The sequence below is a fragment of the Vibrio stylophorae genome (genome assembly GCF_921293875.1).
In the GTDB taxonomy this organism is placed as follows: domain Bacteria; phylum Pseudomonadota; class Gammaproteobacteria; order Enterobacterales; family Vibrionaceae; genus Vibrio_A; species Vibrio_A stylophorae.
Genome location: NZ_CAKLDI010000001.1, coordinates 720717 through 743374, shown reverse-complemented (window position 1 = coordinate 743374; position 22658 = coordinate 720717). Strand labels below are relative to the sequence as shown.

At 47.6% G+C, this 22658-nt stretch carries 21 protein-coding genes; 5 read left to right on the top strand and 16 right to left on the bottom strand.

Annotated elements, in window-relative coordinates; translation table 11 throughout:
* Window positions 1–2: 2 nt before the first annotated feature.
* The 3 genes from L9P36_RS03410 to trmJ all read right to left on the bottom strand — a co-directional run bounded on the left by L9P36_RS03410 (window position 3) and on the right by trmJ (window position 2607).
* Window positions 3–1217 carry an IscS subfamily cysteine desulfurase gene (locus L9P36_RS03410; RefSeq protein ID WP_237464935.1) on the bottom strand — a complete coding sequence of 405 codons (1215 nt, stop codon included), beginning with the start codon at window positions 1215–1217 and terminating at the stop codon, window positions 3–5.
* A gap of 35 nt (window positions 1218–1252) precedes the next feature.
* Window positions 1253–1759, bottom strand: coding sequence for a Fe-S cluster assembly transcriptional regulator IscR (iscR, locus tag L9P36_RS03405; protein WP_237464933.1), 507 nt, complete (start codon window positions 1757–1759; stop codon window positions 1253–1255).
* 86 nt (window positions 1760–1845) lie between these two features.
* Window positions 1846–2607: a tRNA (cytosine(32)/uridine(32)-2'-O)-methyltransferase TrmJ gene (gene trmJ, locus L9P36_RS03400; RefSeq protein WP_237464931.1), complete on the bottom strand. Its 762-nt coding sequence runs from the start codon at window positions 2605–2607 to the stop codon at window positions 1846–1848.
* A gap of 189 nt (window positions 2608–2796) precedes the next feature.
* Between trmJ and suhB the strand changes: the two genes are divergently transcribed.
* Window positions 2797–3600 carry an inositol-1-monophosphatase gene (suhB, locus tag L9P36_RS03395; RefSeq protein ID WP_237464929.1) on the top strand — a complete coding sequence of 268 codons (804 nt, stop codon included), beginning with the start codon at window positions 2797–2799 and terminating at the stop codon, window positions 3598–3600.
* Between the two features lie 158 nt (window positions 3601–3758).
* Here the strand turns inward: suhB and tnpA are convergent, their stop codons facing one another.
* From tnpA to L9P36_RS03360, 7 genes are all read right to left on the bottom strand, one after another.
* Window positions 3759–4196 (bottom strand): IS200/IS605 family transposase, encoded by a 438-nt coding sequence (gene tnpA, locus L9P36_RS03390; RefSeq protein ID WP_237464928.1) that lies wholly within the window; start codon window positions 4194–4196, stop codon window positions 3759–3761.
* A 180-nt stretch (window positions 4197–4376) separates the two neighbouring features.
* Complete coding sequence (gene secF, locus L9P36_RS03385) at window positions 4377–5321, bottom strand: protein translocase subunit SecF (RefSeq protein ID WP_237464926.1); 945 nt, start codon at window positions 5319–5321, stop codon at window positions 4377–4379.
* Window positions 5322–5332: 11 nt separating this feature from the next.
* The gene (gene secD / locus L9P36_RS03380) at window positions 5333–7186 is read right to left on the bottom strand and encodes a protein translocase subunit SecD (RefSeq protein ID WP_237464924.1); all 1854 of its coding nucleotides are present in this window, start codon (window positions 7184–7186) and stop codon (window positions 5333–5335) included.
* Window positions 7187–7222: 36 nt separating this feature from the next.
* The gene (gene yajC, locus L9P36_RS03375; protein ID WP_237464922.1) at window positions 7223–7558 is read right to left on the bottom strand and encodes a preprotein translocase subunit YajC; all 336 of its coding nucleotides are present in this window, start codon (window positions 7556–7558) and stop codon (window positions 7223–7225) included.
* Window positions 7559–7579: 21 nt separating this feature from the next.
* Entirely contained in the window at window positions 7580–8710 is a 1131-nt protein-coding gene (tgt, locus tag L9P36_RS03370) for a tRNA guanosine(34) transglycosylase Tgt (protein ID WP_237464920.1), read from the bottom strand.
* Between the two features lie 202 nt (window positions 8711–8912).
* Window positions 8913–9971: a tRNA preQ1(34) S-adenosylmethionine ribosyltransferase-isomerase QueA gene (queA, locus tag L9P36_RS03365; RefSeq protein ID WP_237464918.1), complete on the bottom strand. Its 1059-nt coding sequence runs from the start codon at window positions 9969–9971 to the stop codon at window positions 8913–8915.
* A gap of 152 nt (window positions 9972–10123) precedes the next feature.
* On the bottom strand, window positions 10124–11257 hold the full coding sequence (locus tag L9P36_RS03360) for a S1 family peptidase (protein WP_237464915.1): 1134 nt from the start codon (window positions 11255–11257) through the stop codon (window positions 10124–10126).
* Between the two features lie 299 nt (window positions 11258–11556).
* Here L9P36_RS03360 and L9P36_RS03355 point away from each other — a divergent pair, with 299 nt between their 5' ends.
* Both L9P36_RS03355 and L9P36_RS03350 read left to right on the top strand, forming a co-directional pair.
* On the top strand, window positions 11557–12306 hold the full coding sequence (locus L9P36_RS03355; RefSeq protein ID WP_237464913.1) for a hypothetical protein: 750 nt from the start codon (window positions 11557–11559) through the stop codon (window positions 12304–12306).
* Between the two features lie 310 nt (window positions 12307–12616).
* Entirely contained in the window at window positions 12617–13063 is a 447-nt protein-coding gene (locus L9P36_RS03350) for a CBS domain-containing protein (protein ID WP_237464912.1), read from the top strand.
* 75 nt (window positions 13064–13138) lie between these two features.
* On the opposite strand, the gene L9P36_RS03345 is transcribed toward L9P36_RS03350, so the two are convergent.
* Window positions 13139–14035, bottom strand: a complete 897-nt coding sequence (locus L9P36_RS03345; protein ID WP_237464910.1) for a hydrogen peroxide-inducible genes activator — start codon at window positions 14033–14035, stop codon at window positions 13139–13141.
* Window positions 14036–14205: 170 nt separating this feature from the next.
* On the opposite strand from L9P36_RS03345, the gene L9P36_RS03340 reads away from it, so the two are divergent.
* Together L9P36_RS03340 and L9P36_RS03335 are read left to right on the top strand one after the other, a co-directional pair.
* On the top strand, window positions 14206–14808 hold the full coding sequence (locus L9P36_RS03340) for a peroxiredoxin C (RefSeq protein WP_237464908.1): 603 nt from the start codon (window positions 14206–14208) through the stop codon (window positions 14806–14808).
* 216 nt (window positions 14809–15024) lie between these two features.
* On the top strand, window positions 15025–15759 hold the full coding sequence (locus L9P36_RS03335) for a copper homeostasis protein CutC (RefSeq protein ID WP_237464907.1): 735 nt from the start codon (window positions 15025–15027) through the stop codon (window positions 15757–15759).
* A 123-nt stretch (window positions 15760–15882) separates the two neighbouring features.
* On the opposite strand, the gene phoU is transcribed toward L9P36_RS03335, so the two are convergent.
* The 5 genes from phoU to L9P36_RS03310 all read right to left on the bottom strand — a co-directional run bounded on the left by phoU (window position 15883) and on the right by L9P36_RS03310 (window position 22537).
* Entirely contained in the window at window positions 15883–16590 is a 708-nt protein-coding gene (gene phoU / locus L9P36_RS03330) for a phosphate signaling complex protein PhoU (RefSeq protein WP_237464904.1), read from the bottom strand.
* 60 nt (window positions 16591–16650) lie between these two features.
* Entirely contained in the window at window positions 16651–17469 is an 819-nt protein-coding gene (pstB, locus tag L9P36_RS03325; RefSeq protein WP_237464902.1) for a phosphate ABC transporter ATP-binding protein PstB, read from the bottom strand.
* A gap of 57 nt (window positions 17470–17526) precedes the next feature.
* Window positions 17527–19158: a phosphate ABC transporter permease PstA gene (pstA, locus tag L9P36_RS03320; protein ID WP_237464900.1), complete on the bottom strand. Its 1632-nt coding sequence runs from the start codon at window positions 19156–19158 to the stop codon at window positions 17527–17529.
* Window positions 19159–19166: 8 nt separating this feature from the next.
* On the bottom strand, window positions 19167–21404 hold the full coding sequence (locus L9P36_RS03315) for an ABC transporter permease subunit (RefSeq protein WP_237464898.1): 2238 nt from the start codon (window positions 21402–21404) through the stop codon (window positions 19167–19169).
* A 146-nt stretch (window positions 21405–21550) separates the two neighbouring features.
* Window positions 21551–22537, bottom strand: a complete 987-nt coding sequence (locus L9P36_RS03310; RefSeq protein WP_435532757.1) for a PstS family phosphate ABC transporter substrate-binding protein — start codon at window positions 22535–22537, stop codon at window positions 21551–21553.
* Between the last annotated feature and the right edge of the window lie 121 nt (window positions 22538–22658).

Below are 22658 nucleotides of genomic sequence, written 5' to 3'. Positions count from 1 at the left end.
GATTAATGATGTGCCCACTCGACGGTGTTGAGATCTACACCCTCTTGGAACATCTCCCAAAGTGGCGACATTTCACGTAGCTTCTCCACTGCGTCGTGGATCGCCTGCACTGCAAAATCAACTTCCTCTTCAGTGGTAAAACGACCGAAAGAGAAACGAAGTGAACTATGCGCAAGTTCGTCATTCAAGCCAAGCGCACGCAATACATAAGATGGCTCAAGACTTGCTGAGGTACAGGCCGAACCTGAAGATACCGCAAGATCTTTCAATGCCATCAATAGAGATTCACCCTCAACAAAGGCAAAGCTCACATTCAAGTTATGAGGAACACGCTGCTCTAGCGAACCGTTGATAAATACTTGTTCCATATTTTCAACGCCAGCCAAGAAACGATTACGCAGCGCAAGCGCATGATCATAATCCTGCTGCAATTGCGCTTTCGCAATTCGTGCAGCTTCACCCATACCCACGATTTGGTGAGTTGGCAAAGTCCCTGAACGCATACCACGCTCATGGCCGCCACCATGCATTTGCGCTTCTAAGCGAATGCGTGGTTTACGACGCACATACAATGCACCAATCCCTTTAGGGCCATACATTTTATGCGCTGATAGCGAAATCAGATCCACTTTCGTGCGCTGCACATCAATTTCCACTTTACCCGCTGATTGCGCAGCATCCACATGGAAAATGATTTTACGACTGCGGCAAAGCTCGCCAATCGCGTCGATATCTTGAATCACACCGATTTCGTTGTTGACGTGCATCACGCTCACCAACACAGTCTCATCACGCATCGCTGCTTCAAGCTTTGCTAAATCAATCAAACCAGAAGTTTCTGGCTCAAGATAAGTCAATTCAAAACCTTCGCGTTCAAGCTGGCGACAGGTATCAAGCACAGCTTTGTGCTCTGTTTTTACAGTGATGACATGCTTGCCTTTTTTACTGTAAAAATTGGCGGCACCTTTGATTGCAAGGTTATCGGATTCAGTTGCGCCTGATGTAAAGACGATCTCACGTGGATCGGCATTGATCAGATCTGCAATGTGCTCACGAGCCAAGTCAACCTTCTCTTCTGCTTGCCAACCAAAACGGTGCGAGCGAGAAGCGGGGTTACCAAAGCAGCCATCCATGGTTAGGCACTCTGCCATTTTTTGCGCGACGCGTGGGTCCACTGGACAGGTCGCTGAATAGTCGAAATAGATCGGCAACTTCATTTTTTTCTCCGATATTCACCACATCACTAGTGTGTTTATGGTCGAACCGCGTCTTGCGCAGTGGCCACTTTATTATGTGCTGACGCAACTGACAGCGCTGGGCTAATCGTTGCGTCTTGGCGATCTGCAACCGCCTGAATTTCATTGTCTTTCATCAGCTCGCCCAAAGTGATGTTATTTAAAAAACCACTAATACGAGCACTTAAATCACGCCATAGGGCATGTGTCAGGCAGCGGGTACCACCTTGGCAATCACCTTTACCATGGCATTTGGTTGCGTCGACTGATTCATCCACTGCGGCAATTACCATACCAACAGCGATCTGATGCGGATCGTCTCCCAGTTTATAACCACCACCAGGACCACGGACACTGGCAACCAAGCCCGCTTTACGCAGCTTAGAAAAAAGCTGCTCAAGGTAAGATAAAGAGATACCTTGACGCTCTGAAATATCTGCAAGTGGCACAGGATTTTGCTGTGAATGCAGCGCCACGTCGAGCATGGCAGTCACTGCGTATCTTCCTTTTGATGTTAACTTCATCGCTCTCACCCTTGTGTCGTTGTTATAGGGCAAGCTTCTCATACCTGACTATTTCGGTCAAGTATTTACCTGACTAAAGTTCAGGGTTATTTTTTATCTGTATTTTCGGTCGTTTCCACCGCTTTACTTTGCGCCATTTCACGCTCAAATGCAGTGAGCATACCGCGTAAAATATTGAGTTCTTGCTGCTCAGGACGGGCACGGTTAAATAGGCGACGCAGCTTATTCATCACCGCGCCTGGATGCGCCTTAATAATAAAATTCGAGGAGGTCAGCGCGCGCTCTAAATGGATGTAGAAACGTTCAAGATCTTCAGCCAATGGATAATCTTGCTCAGCCTCACTGATGGCTTGCGTTTGGCTTTCAAGCCAAGCCATACGCACTTCATAACTCAAGGTTTGCACTGCCATGGCAAGATTCAATGAGCTGTACTCTGCATTGGCTGGAATATTGACGTGAAAATGGCAGGTTTGCAGCTCATCATTGGTAAGCCCGGTGCGCTCACGCCCAAAGACAATAGCTACTTTACTATGCTGGCCTTCGGCTACCATTTTTTGGCCAAATTCACGGGTCTCAAGTTGCGGCCACTCTAAATGACGCGGACGCGCACTGGAGCCAACCACCAAAGTGCAATCAGCAATCGCCTCTTCAAGAGTATTCACCACTTGGGCACGATTCATAATATCGCTGGCACCGGCAGCCATAGCAACGGCTTTACCATCAATTTCGCACTCAGGTGCAACCAATACAAGACGGCTTAGCCCCATCACTTTCATCGCTCGCGCAGCCGATCCAATATTGCCTGAATGGGAAGTGCCGATGAGTACGATTTTGACATTATTCAACATAGTGATGAGTGCTTCTTAAATAAGATGGGCGCGAATTTTATCATACCCTTTTTGCCATTTCCCCTTTGATCACAGTTTCCATGTGTATCTTTGCTTGCCATGCACAAAAAATAACCACTTCCCTTTTACCAAGGCGATGTGTATACTGCCGCCCGCTTTCCGTTCTTTAACATCCGTTGGGAAATATCTATGCATCCAATGCTTAACATTGCCATTCGTGCTGCGCGAAAGGCAGGCAACTTTATCGCCAAATCAGCAGAGAACCCAGATAACATTGATTCGACCTCTAAAGGCAGCAATGATTTTGTGACTAATGTTGATAAGCAAGCAGAAGAAATCATTATCGAAACCTTGCTGCACTCTTACCCAAATCACTGCATTATTGCCGAAGAGTCTGGCAATAAAACGGGTAGCGATAAAGACTATCAATGGATCATCGACCCACTGGATGGTACTCGCAACTTTATGAACGGCCTACCTCATTACGCCGTGTCTATCGCCCTACGTATCAAAGGTCGCACTGAAATCGCTGTGGTTTACGATCCAATTCGTAACGAAGTATTCACTGCAACTCGTGGTGGCGGTGCGCAATTGAACTCTCAACGTATTCGTGCAACACAACCTCGCGATCTACAGGGTACAATCCTTGCGACTGGTTTCCCATTCCGCGCGAAACAACACGCAGAAAGCTACATTAAAATCGTAGGTAGCCTATTTACTGAATGTGCGGACTTCCGTCGTAGCGGTAGTGCTGCTCTTGATCTTTGCTACCTAGCTGCGGGTCGTGTTGATGGTTTCTTTGAGCTTGGCTTGAAACCATGGGACATGGCAGCTGGTGAATTGATCGCCAAAGAAGCAGGCGCAATCTGTACTGATTTCGCTGGCGGTAACAACCAAATGGCAAGTGGCAACATTGTTGCAGCAAGCCCACGCGTTGTTAAAGCATTGCTTGGCCACATTCGTGCCAACGGCAATGAAGCGATGATGAAATAATCGCTCCCCATATTTAAAAAACGCAGGACTTGTCCTGCGTTTTTTTATGACCAAAATTTGCAGCTTCGCGCTCTGACAGGCTCAAATTTAGAAATAAAAAACCGCCTTCTTAGAAGGCGGTTTTACTATCAGCCCCCTAGAAGGGGGCGATCTCGCTGCTAATCTCTCAACAACTCAAGCTGTTTCTCATACTCCAGCTCTTTCTTATCTTGATGCCTCACATACCGTCTGATTATTTCTTCGTTCACACCTACCGTATCTACGAAGTAACCTCTGAACCAAAAATGATTACCCCAGAGCTTTTTCCTTATATGGGGAAATTTATTGAAAAGCCTAATTGCACTTCTTCCCTTCAGGATGCCCATTAACGTCGATATGGATACTTTCGGTGGGACGATTGCGACTAAATGCACGTGGTCCTCTTGCACATTTAGCTCTAAAACTTCGCAATCTTTCATGTTGCAAAGAATGTAAATCGACCTATAAAGCTCCTTACCTACATTGCCCTTCAAAATCTTAAAACGGTACTTTGGTGTCCATACGATATGATATTTACAACGCCAGTACACATGTGATGAACTTCTGTAATCGCCCATGTTAATTGAAACCTCTTACTTATGGTGAATAAGAGCTTTTCTTCTAGCATGGGCACTTCTACGGGCAATAGCCCTAAGGGACAATCACCACCGCCATAGGCGGTGGTTTAGGGATGACAACAAAAAAGCGCAGCCAATGCTGCGCTTTTATCTGCATATAATCAATGAACTAGCCTGTGGTTAAGGCATCGCATCAAAATCTGCACCTTCTTTTTCTACTTGTGGTGGCATCAAGTGCTCACGGGTAATCCCCAGTTTCAATGCTAGCGCCGAAGCCACATAGATTGAAGAGTAAGTACCCACACTAATACCCAGTAGTAGTGCCAATGCAAAACCATGGATCATGGTGCCGCCTTTAAGGAACAGCGCAATCACCACAAACAAAGTTGTTGCTGATGAAATCAAGGTACGACTCAAGGTTTGTGTAATCGCACTATTGACCACTTCCACAGGATCACTACGACGCATCTTACGGAAGTTTTCGCGAATACGGTCAAACACCACGATGGTATCGTTAAGTGAGTAACCAACCACGGTCAATAATGCTGCCACGATGGTCAAATCCACTTCAATCTGAAGGAAGGAGAACACACCAACCGTGATAATGATGTCGTGCACCAAAGATGCAACGGCACCCGCAGCCAGACGCCATTCAAAGCGCAATGAGATATAAGCCAGAATACAAAGAAGCGCGGCGATAATCGCAAGACCGCCAGCCTCTGCAAGCTCTGAACCCACACTCGCACTCACGTTTTCCAAACGCTTCATCTGCACATTGGCATCGATTTTGGTCAAAATGGCCATCACCGAATCACCCAAGGCTTTGTTATCAACATCACCGCGTGGACGTAAACGCACCATCACATCTTGTAAGGAACCAAAGTTTTGAACGATGGCGTCGGCATAACCGTTCGCCGCCAAATCGTCACGAACCTGATCCAAAGGCGCAGGCTGAGAGAAATGAACCTCAATCAGCGTACCACCGGTAAAATCTAAACCCCAGTTCAGCCACTTAGTCGATAGTGAGAAGATCGATGCTGCAATCGCTAGAATCGAGATACCCACGGTCAACTTTGACCAGCGCATAAAGTTAAGGGTTTGAGACGGTTTTAAAAATTGAAACATCACAATACCCCTTAGATATACAGTTTCTTAATGCGCTTACCGCCAACCACAAGGTTAACGATGGCACGTGTGCCGACAATCGCAGTAAACATCGAGGTGGCAATACCAATCATCAATGTCACGGCAAAGCCTTTAATTGCACCTGTACCCACGGCAAAAAGAATCAACGCGGTCATAAATGTCGTGATGTTGGCATCGGCAATGGTACTAAAGGCATTGCTATAACCTTCATTAATCGCTTGCTGTGGATTACGCCCTTCGCGAAGCTCTTCACGTATACGCTCGAAGATCAACACGTTGGCATCCACCGCCATCCCCACCGTCAGTACAATACCGGCGATACCTGGTAGCGTCATGGTCGCACCTGGAATCATCGACATAATGCCGATAATTAGAACCAAGTTCATACCCAAAGCGAAACAAGCCACCAAACCGAAACCACGGTAGTAAAGCAGGGTAAAGACCATGACCGCAATCATGCCCCAAACACAGGCTTGAATACCCATATCGATGTTTTGCTGGCCCATTGATGGACCAATGGTGCGCTCTTCTACGATGGTAATCGGCGCAATCAAAGCACCAGCACGAAGCAATAACGCAAGGTTATGCGCTTCAGCGGCGCTGTCGATCCCTGTGATACGGAAGCTACTGCCCAATACCGCCTGAATGGTGGCTTGGTTAATCACTTCTTCATGTTTTTCAAGAATGACTTTACCGTCAGGATCGCGCTTACCATTGTCTTTGTACTCTGCAAACACGGTAGCCATCAATTTGCCCACGGCATTACGAGTAAAGGCTTTCATTTTCGCCCCACCCTCGCCATCAAGCTGAATATTCACCTGTGGCATGCCGGTTTGCTGATCAACACCCGAAGATGCGCCTGAAATATGCGTACCAGTCAAAATAACACGCTTGTACAACACCACTGGCTGGCCATTGCGATCTTTAAATAGCTCGCTGTCAGCAGGCACACGACCTCGCGCGGCGGCGTTTAGGTCAGCGTTGGTGTTCACTTCACGAAATTCAAGTGTGGCTGTTGCGCCCAAAATCTCTTTTGCACGCGCAGTGTCTTGAACACCCGGAAGCTGTACTACGATACGGTTTGCGCCTTGACGAACCACAACTGGCTCGGCAACACCCAATTCGTTCACACGGCTGCGCAAAATTTGAATATTTTGCTCAACAGCATCATTCGCCATTTGCTGCAGATAAGCTTCGCTGTAGTTGGCTGTAATGCTCATCGCACTACGATTAACAGCAAATTGCATATCTTGTGTTTTTTCACGTAGCAGATCATAGGCTTTATCGATATCCGCTTCAGAGCGAAGACGAATCACGATATTTTGCGCATTCACATCAATGCTACGGTAGCGAATTTTCGCTTCACGAAGCTCGCTACGGAAACCATCTTCTTGCTGGGTGAGCAGGCGCTTGAGCGCAGCATCCATGTCCACTTCCATCAAGAAATGCACACCACCACGAAGATCCAAGCCCAATTTCATTGGGTTGGCACCAATACTTTGCAGCCATGCAGGCGTTGCAGGTGCAAGGTTTAAGGCGACGACAAAGCGATCACGATCCAAGCCTTTTAAAAGGGCTTCACGCGCTAAGCTTTGCTGTTCTAGATTGTTTAAACGGACGAGTACCGTGCCGTTTTCAAGCGAGACGCCTTTGGGGGTAATTTGATTTTGCTCAAGGAGCTTTTCAACGGTATCCATGGTTGCTAAATCAGCCGGAGCGCCGCGCGCTCCGGAGATTTGAACCGCTGGATCTTCACCGTATAAATTGGGAAGAGCGTAAAGGCCGCCAATAATTAGCGCAAAGGCGACCATCAAGTACTTCCACAAAGGATAGCGATTTAACACGGTTACAATCCTTTTGTGTTAGAGGGCTGTTGCAAATTAAAGCGACTGAATTGTTCCTTTCGGTAGTACCGCAGTCACGAAATCTTTTTTGATAGTTACTTGGTTGCTGTCGTTTAGCGCGATCACGATAAAGTCAGACTCTTCAGAGATTTTAGTGATTTTACCCACCAAACCACCATTGGTCAGAACTTCGTCACCTTTGCCCATGGATGACATCAGGTTGCGGTGCTCTTTCACACGTTTGTTTTGCGGACGGAAAATCATAAAGTAGAAGATCGCCGCGAACATCACCAGCATAAAAATAAGAGAGAAACCGCCACCTTGTTGTGCGCCGGCTTCACCTGCTGCGTGGGCTGTAGAAATAAGACTCATGAATCAATGTCCTCAGTTTTTTTAGTTAGATTCTTCAACGGGCGGTACTTCGCGTCCGCGACGCGCGTAAAAGTCCGCGACAAAGGCTTCTAATGTACCTTCATCCAATGCTTGGCGTAAACCAGCCATCAAACGTTGGTAGTAGCGCAGGTTATGAATGGTATTCAAACGAGCACCAAGAATTTCATTACAGCGATCGAGGTGATGCAGATAGGACTTACTGTAGTTTTTACAGGTGTAGCAATCGCACTCAGGATCCAGTGGGCCGGTGTCGGTTTTATGTTTCGCGTTGCGGATTTTTACCACACCGTCGGTAACAAACAAGTGTCCATTACGCGCATTGCGGGTCGGCATCACACAATCAAACATGTCGATACCACGACGTACGCCTTCAACGAGATCTTCAGGCTTACCCACACCCATCAAGTAGCGTGGTTTGTCTTCTGGCAATTTTGGACAAGTATGCGCCAAAATACGGTGCATATCTTCCTTTGGCTCACCCACAGCAAGACCACCTACGGCATAGCCATCAAAGCCAATTTCAGTCAAGCCTTCGACAGACACATCACGCAGATCTTCAAACACGCTACCTTGAACGATACCGAACAGCGCATTTTTGTTGCCTAATTTATCAAAATGAACGCGGCTGCGTTTCGCCCAGCGTAAAGACATCTCCATCGACGCTTTTGCTTCATCATAGGTCGCTGGATATGGCGTACATTCATCAAAAATCATCACGATGTCTGAGCCAAGATCGTATTGAATCTCCATGGATTTTTCTGCATCCATAAAGATTTTATCGCCGTTCACAGGGTTACGAAAATGCACGCCCTCTTCGGTGATTTTACGAATATCACCGAGACTAAATACTTGGAAACCACCAGAGTCGGTAAGAATTGGACCCTGCCAGTTCATAAAATCATGCAGATCGCCATGCAACTTCATCACTTCTTGACCAGGACGAAGCCATAGGTGGAAGGTGTTCCCTAGCAGAATTTGCGCGCCAGTGTCTTTCACCTCTTCAGGGGTCATCCCTTTTACGGTGCCATAAGTGCCCACTGGCATAAAGGCTGGTGTTTCCACCACGCCGCGATCAAAGTGCAAACGACCACGACGCGCGCGGCCATCAGTTTTAATTAGTTCGTATTTCACTCTTACCTCCAAGCGCCAGAGAAACAGTCTGACGCAGCTATCCTGCAACTGCGCTGAATCACCGCCCAGTTACCACTCTTTGCTTTGATGTTATGAGAGGATGTCATTCACACCAGCGTCATTGACATCAGCGTAGCAAAGGACGCTTTCACGTTTTAAAAAACGCATAAAATTTTAAATCGACTGCTTTTGCTTACTTACTTTATTTGCTTTGTTTAGTGATAAACATCGCATCACCATAACTAAAGAAGCGATATTGATGAGCGACAGCGTGCTGGTATGCGGCCATGGTATGGTCAAAGCCAGCAAAGGCACTCACGAGCATAATCAACGTCGACTCAGGCAAATGGAAGTTAGTCACCAAAGCGTCCACTTGCAAAAATTCATAACCGGGATAGATAAAGATTTCGGTATCACCGAAGAAAGGCGCAAATGCTGTGCCATTCTTTTTAGCAGCTTGCGCAGCACTTTCTAGAGAACGCACTGAGGTCGTCCCCACGGCAATCACTCGCCCACCACGGGCACGCGCTGCTGCAATCGCATCGACTACGGCTTGCGTCACTTCGACATATTCAGAGTGCATATGGTGATCAAGGATATTATCGACGCGCACGGGCTGGAAGGTGCCAGCGCCCACATGCAAAGTGACAAAAGCAAATTCAACACCTTTGGCTTTTAGCTGGGCCAAAATCGCATCATCAAAATGCAAACCCGCCGTTGGCGCAGCGACAGCCCCAGGTTTTTCATTGTATACGGTCTGATAGCGTTCTTTATCACTATCTTCATCAGGGCGGTCAATATAAGGCGGTAATGGCATATGGCCAATTTGCTCAAGAATTTGCAGCACGGTTTGTTCGCCAGCAAAGCGAATCTCAAAAAGCGCATCATGGCGTGCGACCATTTCAGCTTCGACAGCCAAACCATGATCCACACCAAGCAAAAGTTGGGTACCAGGTTTCGGCGATTTAGAAGAGCGTACATGTGCTAAAACAGAATGCTCATCAAGCACGCGCTCAACCAAAACTTCTAATTTTCCGCCTGACGCTTTTTGACCATACATGCGCGCTGGGATCACACGGGTATTGTTAAATACCACGAGATCGCCTGGCTGGATTAAATCCACCACATCTTTAAATTGACGATCAGTCAGCGCACCACCATTGCCTTCTAATTGCAATAAACGGCTAGCGCTGCGATCAGGCTGGGGATAGCGCGCAATCAGCGCATCGGGTAGGTCAAAATGAAAATCAGAAACTTGCATATGGTCACCTTTTTGCTCAAGGCGGGTAGTCTATTGACCTGCGCATCGAGGTGCAAGCGGATTTGCGTGTACAAAGGTGTCAATCTGAGCAGCGATCGCGACAAAACGAAAAAAGGCTGTCAAAGCAGCCTTTTTCAAATATCGATACCTCATTAATAGCGATATCGACGCAAACCAAAGAGAGCAAGTAAGCCAAGTAGACCGAAAATGCCAAAGCTTGATGCATTACCGCCGTAGGTATGGTCTGGATTTGGGTCTGGTTTTATAACACCACCGCCACCATCGCCCGCGCCATCAAAAATATCGACCGTGAATGTTGGTGAAATTGTCAGTGCGTTAGTATTTCCATCAACACTCGAAATTGTATCAATAATAAATGCGCCGACCTGATTAAATTCAGCTACTTCGGCAAAACCATCAGGACTCGAATTACCACATTTTACTGGCGACCCATATTCAGAAGTCGTATAGCTCGTAACCCCAACAATCCGGTATCCCTTATCGTTTTCAGAAGAAACATCGCCATTTTGCCAGATCAAAGGACCACCAGAATCACCTTGGCAAATACCAGGTGTTGTTGGCAACTCACCAACCGCACAAAGCACTGATGGCATCTGTATCGTCTGAAGACCTGCACTCATTGAACAAAGTTGATCAGTTACTGACTTTAAAGGCGCACGCTGTAATGAGTCCGTATGAGATTGACCTGTTGTGTCAATATATCCCCAGCCACTTGTGACCAAATTATTTTCGCGACCATAGTCCCCGTTAAAAGATGAAAGATCACTCTGGTCAATCATCTTTATTGGTTGTGCCGCAGTACCAGTAATGCTCGATTTTAATTTGATGAGGGCAATATCATTATAAATAGGCTGTCTTGAGTGCACATATTGTGGATGGGTGAATACTTGATCAACAGCGCGGTAATTTGCTCCTTTAGCATCAGGGCCAATACCCCAACGAACCCTTGCGATATTTGCTAAACCGACATAAACACTTATATCGGCGGCAGATACATCGCTACCATCAGTTTTTTTTAGGCAATGTGCCGCCGTAAGAATCCAAGTATCAGCGATGACTGTACCACCACAACTTGAATATCTATCAGCACCATGATCAACGGCAATATAAGCCTGCCATGGAAGTTCATTTATCGTTGCATCTATACCTCCAACAATGGCTGGCATAATTAATCCATCATCGGGAAAAGAAGCCTCAGCTGCATTTACGCCGAATGCAAATGAACTAAGCAAGGCATATAGCAGTACCTGTTTCGTTTTTTTCATAGTCACTCCACCTTCACTGAGTTGCTTATATCCACCTCACCAAATGAAATCAAGACCAAGTCAAGGTCATATGCCCCACCTATGATCCTCATTGTAAAAAAATGTAACCGATAAGATACCTGACATTTTCTATACAGAATATGTATGCATAATTTATTCTACGAAAAACAACACATACAACACCCTGTACCGTAATATTCATAAATAACTTAGAACTGAGTCACTCGGTTCTCTCGTTAAACACCTTTAAATGATTAATTTGCTGTGCAATGATCGTTGCATTCTACAGGGAGTTATATATGAATAAATTAGTACTTATCGCCCTATCTGCCCTAGCCCTCACTGGTTGCGGTGGAGATGAGGATAAGAAAGATCCTTGCACTTCTGTGACCGATAATGGTGTTGAATATCCAATTTTATGGCAGAGACCTGACTCTAATTCGGCGACAAAAATTGGCTATTACTACTATCAAAAGACTGCTGACAAGCGAGCCATTCATTTCCGATGTGGCGTAGCCTACTCAATACAAACAGAAGCAATCAGTGGTAAGCCAAAGCGAACGGATGACTTCGTTGAATTTAATTGTTTTGGTGGTAATTGCACCAACACCACTCAAACAAGCCCCTCACCTACACGCATTATTTTTGACTATGACGGCCCATCATTTACACCGACTGAACAATATCAATGGTTTTTTGGTGAGCACTCACTAATGCCAACCACACCACTTTGGCGTTATCCAGCCGCCAATGACATCAAACAATACTTGGCATCTAAAAATAAAATAGCTGAGATCTGGTGGGAGCCTGTAAACAAAGGTGGCGGTGAATTCTGCGCATTAAAACGCAAAGAAAAGAAATACACTGGTGGTGTAACTGTCCAATATTACAAAGCAGCCCCTACCGATAAATGTATGGCGGAACCTGATGGTGAATTAATAATCGCGCCAACTGTTGCAAAAGAAAAACAAGCTGATGAAGCTAGAGGCCTGCATCTTATCGGCATCACTTCTGCGATTAATGTCATTGAGTTAAATTCTGAATACTAATCGTTAACGTCATTAAATAGTCGCCTCACGGCGACTTTTTTGTTTCTGAGATCTTGCTAAAAGACAAAAGAAATCTACAACCATCCCGCCATTATGCTCATAGTTCGCACAGGTAAGCAGCTAGCCAAAAGCTGAAGGGTGAAGCGATTCACCCTTTGCGCAGATGCTTTCTCAGATGAGATGAAAACGTGAGTTAAAACGCGTCGCGGTGCCTAAAAATTCGCTACAGTGAAGTTGCTTATCAATAGCGCACATTCATTTGGGTGGTCTTGCCACCGGGCAACCACTCTTCTCATCAAAGGAGGCTGCCATGTTTTGTGTTGCAGATATGATGACCCCTCGCCCACACACGCTCGGTGAGCATGACACCCTTGCTCGCGCCCTTGAAGTGATGCAGCAGCTTGATATCCGCCATTTACCCATTGTTGATCGCGACAATCAGTTACTTGGCCTGGTCACTCAGCGTGATGTGCTTTCAGCTCAGCATTCATCACTTGAACATTCATTGGATCAAAACCGACTCAACACCCAAGCGCTTGAAGCCGTCAATGATCGACAACTGCTCACTGTTTCTCCGCGCGCAGGGCTTAAAGAAGCCGCAAAATATATGCAAAAGCATAAAATCGGCTGTCTACCCGTCATTCAGCACAAGAAATTAGTTGGGATTATTACCGACAGCGACTTTGTCGCCATCGCCATTAATCTATTAGAGCTACAGGAAGAGGTTGAGCCACTTACCTTAGAAGACGATTACTAAATGATGACGACTAAAGCAGGATAAAAAAGCGCGAATAGCGCGCTTTTTCTGCTGATTTATCAACATAGGGAATGATTAGAGCAGCTCCGCCACGACATCAGCCAGCAGCTCAAAGGCCTGCTGGCGGCTAGATGTAGGGCGCCAGACTAAGCCAATTTTCCGATAGGCCGCTTCACCAGGCGGATCGATCACCATCAAATTTTGGTTATCCAAAATACCGTGGTCGATGGCCATTTGTGGAATAAAGGTTGTGCCTAACCCATTGGCAACCATCTGCACCAAGGTATGCAAACTGGTGGCGGAAAAAGGGTTAATCTTCTCTTTACTGGTCAATCGGCAGGCCGATACCGCGTGATCGGTTAAGCAATGTTCGCGCTCTAACAAAAAGACCGACTCATCAGGCAAATCATCGTAACGAATAGGAACACGAAACTGTTTTGCTTGCTGCGAGCTGATAATCATTTTAAAGGGATCTTCGCCCACCACACGGCTATGCATACCGCCGATATCGACAGGCAGTGCCAGAATCAAGACATCCATTTGGCCACTGCGAAGAGCAGCTAATAAATTGGTGGTGGTATCTTCACGCAGCAACACGTCTAACTGCGGATAGCTTAAATTCAGCTGCTGCACCAAATCGCATAGTAAAAACGGGGCAATGGTTGGAATACAGCCAATACGCAACTGCCCTTGCATGGGATCGCCGCTACCGCCGGCAAACTCCATTAAGTCTTGGCTTCGAGCCAACAGCTCGCGACCTCGATGGACTACCTGCTCACCGATTGAGGTAAACACAAACCCTTTTCCCTCACGCTCAACCAACTGGCAATCAAGCTGCTCTTCTAGGTTTTGAATCCCTTTACTCAAGGTTGACTGACTGACAAAACAGCGCTGCGCCGCATCACCAAAGTGCTGGGTTTCTGATAACGTCACAAGATAATGGAGCTGCTTGAGTGAGGGCCACTTATTCATTACTGATTGATTCCTCTGAAGTGTGTTTGATTACCCTATTATGACTTTTTTCGATTGGTCTAATCTAATTTATTCGCTTTTTTCTATTTATTCTATTCTCTACTATGAACCGCGTTGAAATATGAACCGCACCAAAGAAGGTGCAATCTAACAAATTTAGGAGTCAAGTTATGGTACTCGTAGGTCGTCAAGCCCCTGATTTTACTGCAGCAGCTGTACTAGGTAATGGTGAAATCGTTGATAACTTCAATTTTGCAGAGTTCACCAAAGGTAAAAAAGCCGTTGTCTTTTTCTACCCACTTGATTTCACCTTTGTATGCCCATCTGAACTGATCGCTTTTGACAAGCGTTACGAAGATTTCAAAGCGAAGGGCGTAGAAGTCATCGGTGTATCAATCGATTCTCAATTCTCTCATAACGCATGGCGTAACACTGCAGTTGAGAATGGCGGCATCGGCCAAGTGAAATATCCACTGGTTGCTGACGTGAAACACGAAATCTGTAAAGCATACGATGTTGAGCATCCAGAAGCAGGCGTTGCATTCCGCGGCTCATTCCTGATTGATGAAGATGGTTTGGTTCGCCACCAAGTTGTTAACGACCTACCACTAGGCCGTAACATCGACGAAATGCTTCGTATGGTTGATGCACTTAATTTCCACCAAACACACGGTGAAGTTTGCCCAGCACAATGGGAAGCGGGTAAAGCAGGTATGGATGCATCTCCAAAAGGTGTTGCAGCTTACTTATCAGAATTTGCTGAAGAGCTATAATTCTCGAGCGCTTGCTCTATAAAAAATAGCCAAAGTCAGCCTTGGCACAACAAGAATGAGGCCCGGATACACCGGGCCCTTTTTGTATCTGTCGCTCACACAATCCATCTCTTTTCAAAGCTCACAATTTTCCAAATCGCTTCGCCCACCACCCTCCTCGCTATGTTATAAGTGCGATCAAATTCGCAGCAACGCATCAAACCACGAGAATAAGCGATGATTAAAACCCTTGAAGTTTGCACCGACAGTATGGAATCCCTGCCTCTTGCCAAAGCAGGCGGCGCGCAGCGCATTGAGCTTTGCTCGGCACTGGCGCTAGGTGGCCTCACCCCAAGCTATGGCTTAATGCAGCAAGCGGGACGATTTGATCTACCCTGCTATGCGATGATCCGTCCGCGTCAGGGCGATTTTCTTTTTATCAATGCTGATGTTGAAATCATGCTGGCTGATATCCATGCCGCCAAACAAGCCGGACTTGCCGGTGTGGTGATTGGTGCGCTCACCGCTCAGGGTGATATTGATATGACGATCTGCCGCGATTTGATGAAAGCCGCGCAGGGCATGGGGGTTACCTTTCACCGAGCCATTGACCATTGCCGTGACTGGCAAGGGGCGCTTGAACAAGTCATCGAACTTGGATGTGAGCGCATACTTACATCAGGTCAAGCAGCAAATGCGGCACTTGGTATCAACACACTCAAAGCCATGGTTGAGCAAGCCAAAGGGCGGCTGGATATCATGGCCGGCGCAGGCGTGAATGCCAACAATGCCAAAGAGATTGTGACGCAAACCGGCGTCACTGAGCTGCATCTATCGGGGAAAACCATGCGTAATAGCAATATGCAATTTCATCAAACTCAGGCGACCATGGGCCAAGCCGATTGCGATGATTTTGCCATTCCAGTGACCTCGTCCGAGGCAATTCAAGCTGTGGTTTCAGCTCTTCGCTAGTGTTAGCTCGTGACGAGTAAACCAAGTTGAATCAAATAAAAAGCAGAATCAAATAAAAAAGCGCCCAATTCGCCATTCTAAAGGGAGCTAGCGAGGGCGCTCATTTCACAAGTCATACTCGATTTAAAGATCAAGCAGCTTTTCTAGATTCTGGCTACCGCAATGGCGAATATCTTTGCCTTTTACAAAGTAGATGATGTATTCACAAATATTCTGACAGCGATCCCCCACACGCTCAATGGCGCGCGCTGCCCACATCATCTCTAAGGCCTGAGGGACGCGCTCAGAATGCTGCATCATACAGCTCACGAGGCTATCTTCAATGACCTTGTAGGCTTGATTAATCTCTTTATCAAAGTGGTAAAGCCGAATCGCCGCCATCACGTCCATTCGCGCAAAGGCATCCAACACTTGGTGTAGCATTTTTACTGCTAGCTCAGCTAAGGGGGTCAGCGCCACATCAATCCGTGGTTTGCTGTAATCCGTGCGCTGCACCATCAAGGCAATGGAGTTCGCAACATCACCAATCCGCTCTAAATCGGTGATCACTTTAACAATCGACATCACCAAACGTAAATCGCTAGCGGTGGGCTGGCGTTTGGCAATAATGCGTGTACAAGCTTCATCAATGGCCACTTCCATGGCATTGACCTTATGATCGCGCTGACTCACCTTTTGTGCGCGACTCATATCTTTTTTCTCAAGCGCGCGCATGGCATCGCCAAGCTGCTGCTCAACCAAGCCGCCCATGGCCAGTGCATGGGTGCGAATATTCTCAAGCTCAACGTTAAATTGACCTGAAATATGACGACTGATTAAATTTTTATCCATGCCTTTTACTCAACTGACACATTGTGGCCGACTTGCTAATTCACCAATATTCACTGCCGATTAACCATAACGGCCAGTAATATAATCTTCGGTTTGCTGCTGACGCGGCGTCGTAAATAGTGTGTTGGTATCGCGATATTCCACCAGCTCGCCCAAATGCATAAACGCCGTATAATCTGATACGCGCGCAGCTTGCTGCATGTTATGGGTCACGATCACCACGGTATAGTTGGATTTTAACTCGTCGATTAGCTCTTCAATGGTCAGCGTGGAGATCGGATCCAACGCCGATGTCGGTTCATCGAGTAGTAAAATCTCTGGCTCAATGGCAATGGCGCGAGCAATCACCAAGCGCTGCTGCTGGCCGCCCGATAAGCCCAATGCATTATCATGAAGTCGATCTTTTACTTCATCCCAGAGCGCTGCACCGCGAAGCGCACGCTCCACGGTTTCATCCAGCACGCGACTATCTCGCACGCCCTGCAAACGCAGGCCATAGACCACATTTTCATAGACTGATTTTGGAAAAGGATTAGGGCGCTGAAATACCATACCGACACGGCGACGCAGTGCAGCCACATCCACCGCAGGATCATAGATATTCTGCCCATGTAGCAAGACTTCGCCTTGGCTCTTACAGCCTTCAACCACTTCGTTCATTCGGTTGATGGCGCGAAGCAAGGTGGATTTACCACAACCCGATGGACCGATAAATGCGGTCACCATCCCCTTTGCAATGGACATATTGATTTGATTCAGTGCCCGCTGCTGGCCATAGTGCAAGCTAAAGTCACGAATGCTCAGTGCAATTTCGCTCTCTTCTAAACTGGCTACATCGGGGATCGGCTTGGGGCCAATATAGGGGGATAACGGTCTCATTATCGTGAAACTCTCCTCATACAGCGGAATGCACCATATCCTTTCATCTCAGCCACCTTAATCGTGCTGCCAAGCATGATACTTATCACGCAGACGGTTACGCAAACCAATCGCGACCAAATTGAGACTGACAATCACAGTCACCAGTAAAAATGCCGAGGCGTAAACCAAAGGTCGTGTGGTTTCCACATTGGGACTCTGAAAGCCCAAATCATAAATGTGAAAACCCAAGTGCATAAATTTTCGATCAAGGTGCACATAGGGGAAATAACTATCCACAGGCAGGCTTTGCGCCATCTTCACCACCCCAACCAGCATCAGTGGTGCCACCTCGCCCGCGGCGCGCGCTACTGCCAAAATCAAGCCCGTCATAATCGCTGGTGTCGCCATGGGCAATACGATACGCCAAATGGTTTCTGCCTTGGTAGCGCCAAGCGCCAAAGAGCCATTTCGCAGCGCGCTGGGAATACGTGATAAGCCCTCTTCGGTGGAAACAATCACCACGGGCATGGTTAACAGCGCCAAAGTAAAGGCGGACCACAGCACGCCAGGTGCACCAAAGGTCGGCGCTGGCAGCGCTTCAGGATAAAAGAGCTTGTCGATATTACCGCCGACAAAATAGACAAAAAAGCCCAAGCCAAAGACGCCATAAACAATGGATGGCACCCCAGCTAAGTTAATCACCGCCACACGAATCATCCGCGTCAGTAGATTTTTACCCGCGTATTCATGAAGGTAAATGGCCGAGATTACCCCAAGTGGGGTCACCAACACCGTCATCAATAGCACCATAAATACGGTGCCAAAAATCGCAGGGTACACCCCACCTTCGGTATTGGCCTCGCGCGGATTTTCACTGATAAACCGCAGCGCTTGCTTGCCCCAATGCTGCCATTTTTGCCAAGTACTCATATGGTTGGGATACCACAGCGACAACACATCGGCCATGGCGATGGGCACGAGCTGACCGCGCATATCACGTACTAAAAGTTGAGATTCATGCAGGGCACGGTTAAGTACATTAAGCTCCGCCACCAGCGCTTGATAGCGACGCTTTAAGCTTTCTCGCTTAATCTCATTTTGTCGCCAAATCATGCCGCCCTGCTCACCTGCCAGCGTCAATCGGCGCTGCTCAAGGCGCAAACTTTCAAGCTCATGGTTGATGCTGGCAATTTGCTCTTGCTGCAAAGCTTCAATTTGCTCACGCAAGGCTTCATTGCGCGACATGGTAAGCGCCAAATCCTCATTTAAGCTTTTTTTCGGCAACAGCACGTCATTGACCATTAAGGCTTCAGGAAAACCATAAAAGGTACCATTTTGGCTGCGCTCAATTTCCGCCAGAGCAATGGGCGTATGTTTGGATAGGATTTGATCTTGGTTGATATTGATAAAGTCACGCTTAAATATTTCACGATTGCCAATTTTGACCAACAAGCGCTTTTGTCGATGCGGACGACTATCCTGACTACGCACCGAAGGCACGGTTTGCACTTGGTACACTTCACCAATGACCACCTGCACCACACCATTTTGTTCAATTTCAAATTGATACACAGGTGCGGGCCAAAAATAGCTGAGGCCGCGCCAACCAATCAGACACAGTAAGCCAAATACCGCAATTAAGCTGACGGCAACTGCGCCGGCACTGAGCCAGCGCCACGGCGCACCTGTTCGCATCCACTGTCGCATCGCCACTCCTACATATTGCTATATTTTTTACGCAGATGCTGGCGGACCAGCTCAGCGAGCGTGTTAAACAAAAAGGTGAACATAAAGAGCACAAAGGCAGATAAAAACAGCACGCGATAATGTGAGCTGCCCACCTCAGACTCAGGCATCTCAATGGCGATATTGGCAGAGAGCGTTCGCAATCCTTCAAACACGTTCCATTCCATAATCGGTGTATTCCCAGTCGCCATCAGCACGATCATGGTTTCACCCACAGCGCGGCCAAGGCCCATCATCACCGCCGAAAAGATCCCCGGGCTTGCAGTGAGTAACACCACCCGCACCAAAGTCTGCCAAGGCGTGGCGCCAAGTGCTAAGGAGCCATGCACTAAATGGCGCGGCACCGAGAAAATCGCATCTTCGGCAATCGTAAAAATCGTTGGGATCACCGCAAATCCCATGGCAATCCCCACTACCAAGGCATTTCGTTGGTTAAATCCAATGCCCCAATGATCCGTGAGATACACGCGCATATCACCGCCAAAACACAGCTGTTCAAGCCACGGACTCAAAGCAAACGCCAATGCCGCAACAGCGATTAATACGGGCAGTAAGACAATGGCATCCAACCCTGACGGCATCTGATTGCGCCAGCGGCTAGGCAGGCGATGCCAAAGAAAACCGGTCACCAGCACACTGAGCGGAAACAGCACCAAAAGCAGTAACACCGCCGGTAGGTTGCGCTCAATCAAAGGTGCTAACCAAAGCCCCGCCAAAAAGCCCAGAATGACCGTCGGCAACGCTTCCATCATTTCAATGGCAGGTTTCACCACGCGGCGCATGGGCGCAGACATATAAAACGCAGTATAAATGGCGCCAGCCAAGGCAATAGGCACCGCAAAGAGCAGCGCATAAAATGCCGCCTTTAGCGTGCCAAAAATCACCGGCACTAAGCTGATTTTAGGCTCGTAGATATCATCAGCGGCGGTGGACTGCCAGACATAATCCGGCTTGGGATAGTGCTCATACCACACCTCTTGCCACAGCGCCGAGAAGCTAATTTCAGGATGCGGGTTATAAACAGATAACAGTTGCCACTGCTGCGCACCCAACAGCCAAAGCTGCTGACCATTGTGGCTAAATACCCCTTGTTCAAACGCGCCTAAATCCCAAAGCGAAGTGCTCATTAGCGCTTTTGGACTGGTGGTATAAAACAGTGCTAATTCTTTACCATCAACAGCGGCAAAGCTTTTACGATAAGGCTCAGCAACGATGCCTTGCACCGCCGCATCCATCTTAAATTGACGAATCAAATGCAGCTGACGATGCCCGTCATGCACCAATTCAAACCACTGCGAGATAGTGCCATCTTGATGACGAATCAAAATCGATGACTCTCCCGCTAAAAGCTGCATACCAATGGCAGGCGGTAAATTCACAGGCGTCGGGCTATATTGCGCGGGTTTATTTTGGGCAAACAGCAATTTGGGCACTTCCGCAAAACTCACTTGCTGAATCAGCTTTAAATGCGGGTCAATGCGTAGCAGTTGATCTGCGCTCAACACATCAATTTGCTCACCGGTATAGTTCACATGCAAACCGATGGGGGCATCGCTGAGCGGCATTTGTAGTGAGGAGTCCCAAGCCACAGTGTCGAGTTCACTATCAAATAAACCTGAGCGCACCACTAAGCTTGTGGCATTGCTCGCCACCACAGTCAAAATAAACTGATGCACCACATCGGTTTCGCGAAGCGCCATGGTGAAATGCGTGAGCTGCGAAATGGGTAACTGCACTTTCGGCAGCGGTCGCATCTCTATCTTTTGGTTTTGCCAAAGTAAAGTAAAGAGCTGCAACTCACCTTGCGCATCGCTATAGCCATACAAGGGATAGGCATGTTCGGTAGCGGAAAAGTAACGGTTTCCCTGCGCGGCTTGATTGAGGTGCGCGCGAGCAAGAGGCTGGGCAAAATGAGCAGCGCTTAAATCAACACGCATCACCTCGCCTTGATGATTGAACACCCACCCTTGCTTGGCATTTTCATCCCAACTGGCGTAATCCACCACCATGGGCGCTGCGACTTGCTGCTGCAGCGTGATATTGGCACCGCGAAACAAAGGCGCAATCACGTATAGGAGATAGCCAAAAATGAGCATCAAGGTACAAAGCACCAGCATACCGCCCGCAGTCACGCAGGCAGTGGCCAATTTATCCTTAATTCGTCGCAGTCGATCTCCCTGCAACAGCTCGGCGCCAGTTGATGCCATGAATTCCCATTACCTCAATAGATGGCTCATTACCCTTTCATGCAAGAGCCACAAACTTTATGCATATGTCCCATGCTGAATAAATCAATTCGCTATGAATCAATAAAAGCCTCAAAAAGCCCGCCCCTATCGATTCTGTCTGCACATTAATTCTTCTGTAACGATAAACCCAAGCGCTTTAAATCCGCCGCAATAACACGGCTGGGCAGCGCAATATATCCTTCTTTAGTGACAATAGATTGACCCGCATTCGACAAAATAAAACGAATAAATTCAGCGGTCAGCGGATCAAGCGCACGATCAGGCGCTTTATTGACATAGATATAAAGAAAACGCGCCAGTGGATAATGCCCCAAGCTTGCATTATTGGCCGTCGCCGCAATATATTGCCCCTCTTTATTGGCAATAGGCACAGCGCGAACACCAGAAGCATCGTAACCAATACCTGAATAACCAATGCTATTCACCGAGGTCGATACAGACTGCACCACAGATGCCGAGCCAGGCTGCTCATTCACATTGGTGCGAAAATCGCCCTGGCAAAGCGCGCGGGTTTTAAAGTAGCCATAGGTGCCAGACACAGAATTGCGGCCAAAGCGCTGAATCGGCATCGCCGCCCAGTCACCGGTTAAACCCAACTGTCCCCAACGTTCAATAGATTCAGTTTCACCGCAGCGCAGGGTATTTGAAAAAATCGCATCCACTTGCTGAATACTCAGCCCCTCGATAGGGTTATCGCGATGCACAAATACCGCCATGGCATCAATGGCCACACGAATGGCAGTAGGCGGATAACCAAAGCGCTGCTCAAAGACTTCAATCTCTTTGGCTTTCATCGGACGACTCATGGGTCCAAGCTGCGCCGTTCCCTCAAGCAGGGCAACCGGCGCACTGGAAGAACCAGGCGCTTGAATCTGCACGTTGACGTTGGGATAGCGCCGAGAAAACGCCTCGCCCCAATAAGTCATCATATTGGCAAGCGTATCTGAGCCAACTGAAGAAAGATTACCGGTGATCCCCGGTATTTTTTTAACGCTTTGTGCCGTATTTGTCGTGACGCTATTGTCAGAGGACGTGGGATTTGCCTGCGCTTGGCTTGTGGCAACGAATAACATCATCAATAGCAACAGCATTGATAACGCCGCGGCAAATAACGGAGCCTTCAATGCGAAAGCCTTTCGCATCTGCAAATTTTGGCGACAGTAAGCACTCACGAGCGAGGTGCCTCACCGATATGATCTGAACGATCGTCAA

Excerpts from the sequence above, each read along its gene's own strand:
- L9P36_RS03350 (WP_237464912.1), top strand. The coding sequence starts at position 12,617 with ATGTTTTGTGTTGCAGATATGATGACCCCTCGCCCACACACGCTCGGT.
- L9P36_RS03340 (WP_237464908.1), top strand. The coding sequence starts at position 14,206 with ATGGTACTCGTAGGTCGTCAAGCCCCTGATTTTACTGCAGCAGCTGTA.
- suhB (WP_237464929.1), top strand. The coding sequence starts at position 2,797 with ATGCATCCAATGCTTAACATTGCCATTCGTGCTGCGCGAAAGGCAGGC.
- queA (WP_237464918.1), bottom strand. The coding sequence starts at position 9,971 with ATGCAAGTTTCTGATTTTCATTTTGACCTACCCGATGCGCTGATTGCG.
- L9P36_RS03315 (WP_237464898.1), bottom strand. The coding sequence starts at position 21,404 with ATGGCATCAACTGGCGCCGAGCTGTTGCAGGGAGATCGACTGCGACGA.
- pstA (WP_237464900.1), bottom strand. The coding sequence starts at position 19,158 with ATGCGACAGTGGATGCGAACAGGTGCGCCGTGGCGCTGGCTCAGTGCC.
- pstB (WP_237464902.1), bottom strand. The coding sequence starts at position 17,469 with ATGAGACCGTTATCCCCCTATATTGGCCCCAAGCCGATCCCCGATGTA.
- L9P36_RS03310 (WP_435532757.1), bottom strand. The coding sequence starts at position 22,537 with ATGCTGTTGCTATTGATGATGTTATTCGTTGCCACAAGCCAAGCGCAG.
- tnpA (WP_237464928.1), bottom strand. The coding sequence starts at position 4,196 with ATGGGCGATTACAGAAGTTCATCACATGTGTACTGGCGTTGTAAATAT.
- phoU (WP_237464904.1), bottom strand. The coding sequence starts at position 16,590 with ATGGATAAAAATTTAATCAGTCGTCATATTTCAGGTCAATTTAACGTT.
- L9P36_RS03410 (WP_237464935.1), bottom strand. The coding sequence starts at position 1,217 with ATGAAGTTGCCGATCTATTTCGACTATTCAGCGACCTGTCCAGTGGAC.
- L9P36_RS03355 (WP_237464913.1), top strand. The coding sequence starts at position 11,557 with ATGAATAAATTAGTACTTATCGCCCTATCTGCCCTAGCCCTCACTGGT.
- iscR (WP_237464933.1), bottom strand. The coding sequence starts at position 1,759 with ATGAAGTTAACATCAAAAGGAAGATACGCAGTGACTGCCATGCTCGAC.
- secF (WP_237464926.1), bottom strand. The coding sequence starts at position 5,321 with ATGTTTCAATTTTTAAAACCGTCTCAAACCCTTAACTTTATGCGCTGG.
- L9P36_RS03345 (WP_237464910.1), bottom strand. The coding sequence starts at position 14,035 with ATGAATAAGTGGCCCTCACTCAAGCAGCTCCATTATCTTGTGACGTTA.
- yajC (WP_237464922.1), bottom strand. The coding sequence starts at position 7,558 with ATGAGTCTTATTTCTACAGCCCACGCAGCAGGTGAAGCCGGCGCACAA.
- L9P36_RS03335 (WP_237464907.1), top strand. The coding sequence starts at position 15,025 with ATGATTAAAACCCTTGAAGTTTGCACCGACAGTATGGAATCCCTGCCT.
- trmJ (WP_237464931.1), bottom strand. The coding sequence starts at position 2,607 with ATGTTGAATAATGTCAAAATCGTACTCATCGGCACTTCCCATTCAGGC.
- L9P36_RS03360 (WP_237464915.1), bottom strand. The coding sequence starts at position 11,257 with ATGAAAAAAACGAAACAGGTACTGCTATATGCCTTGCTTAGTTCATTT.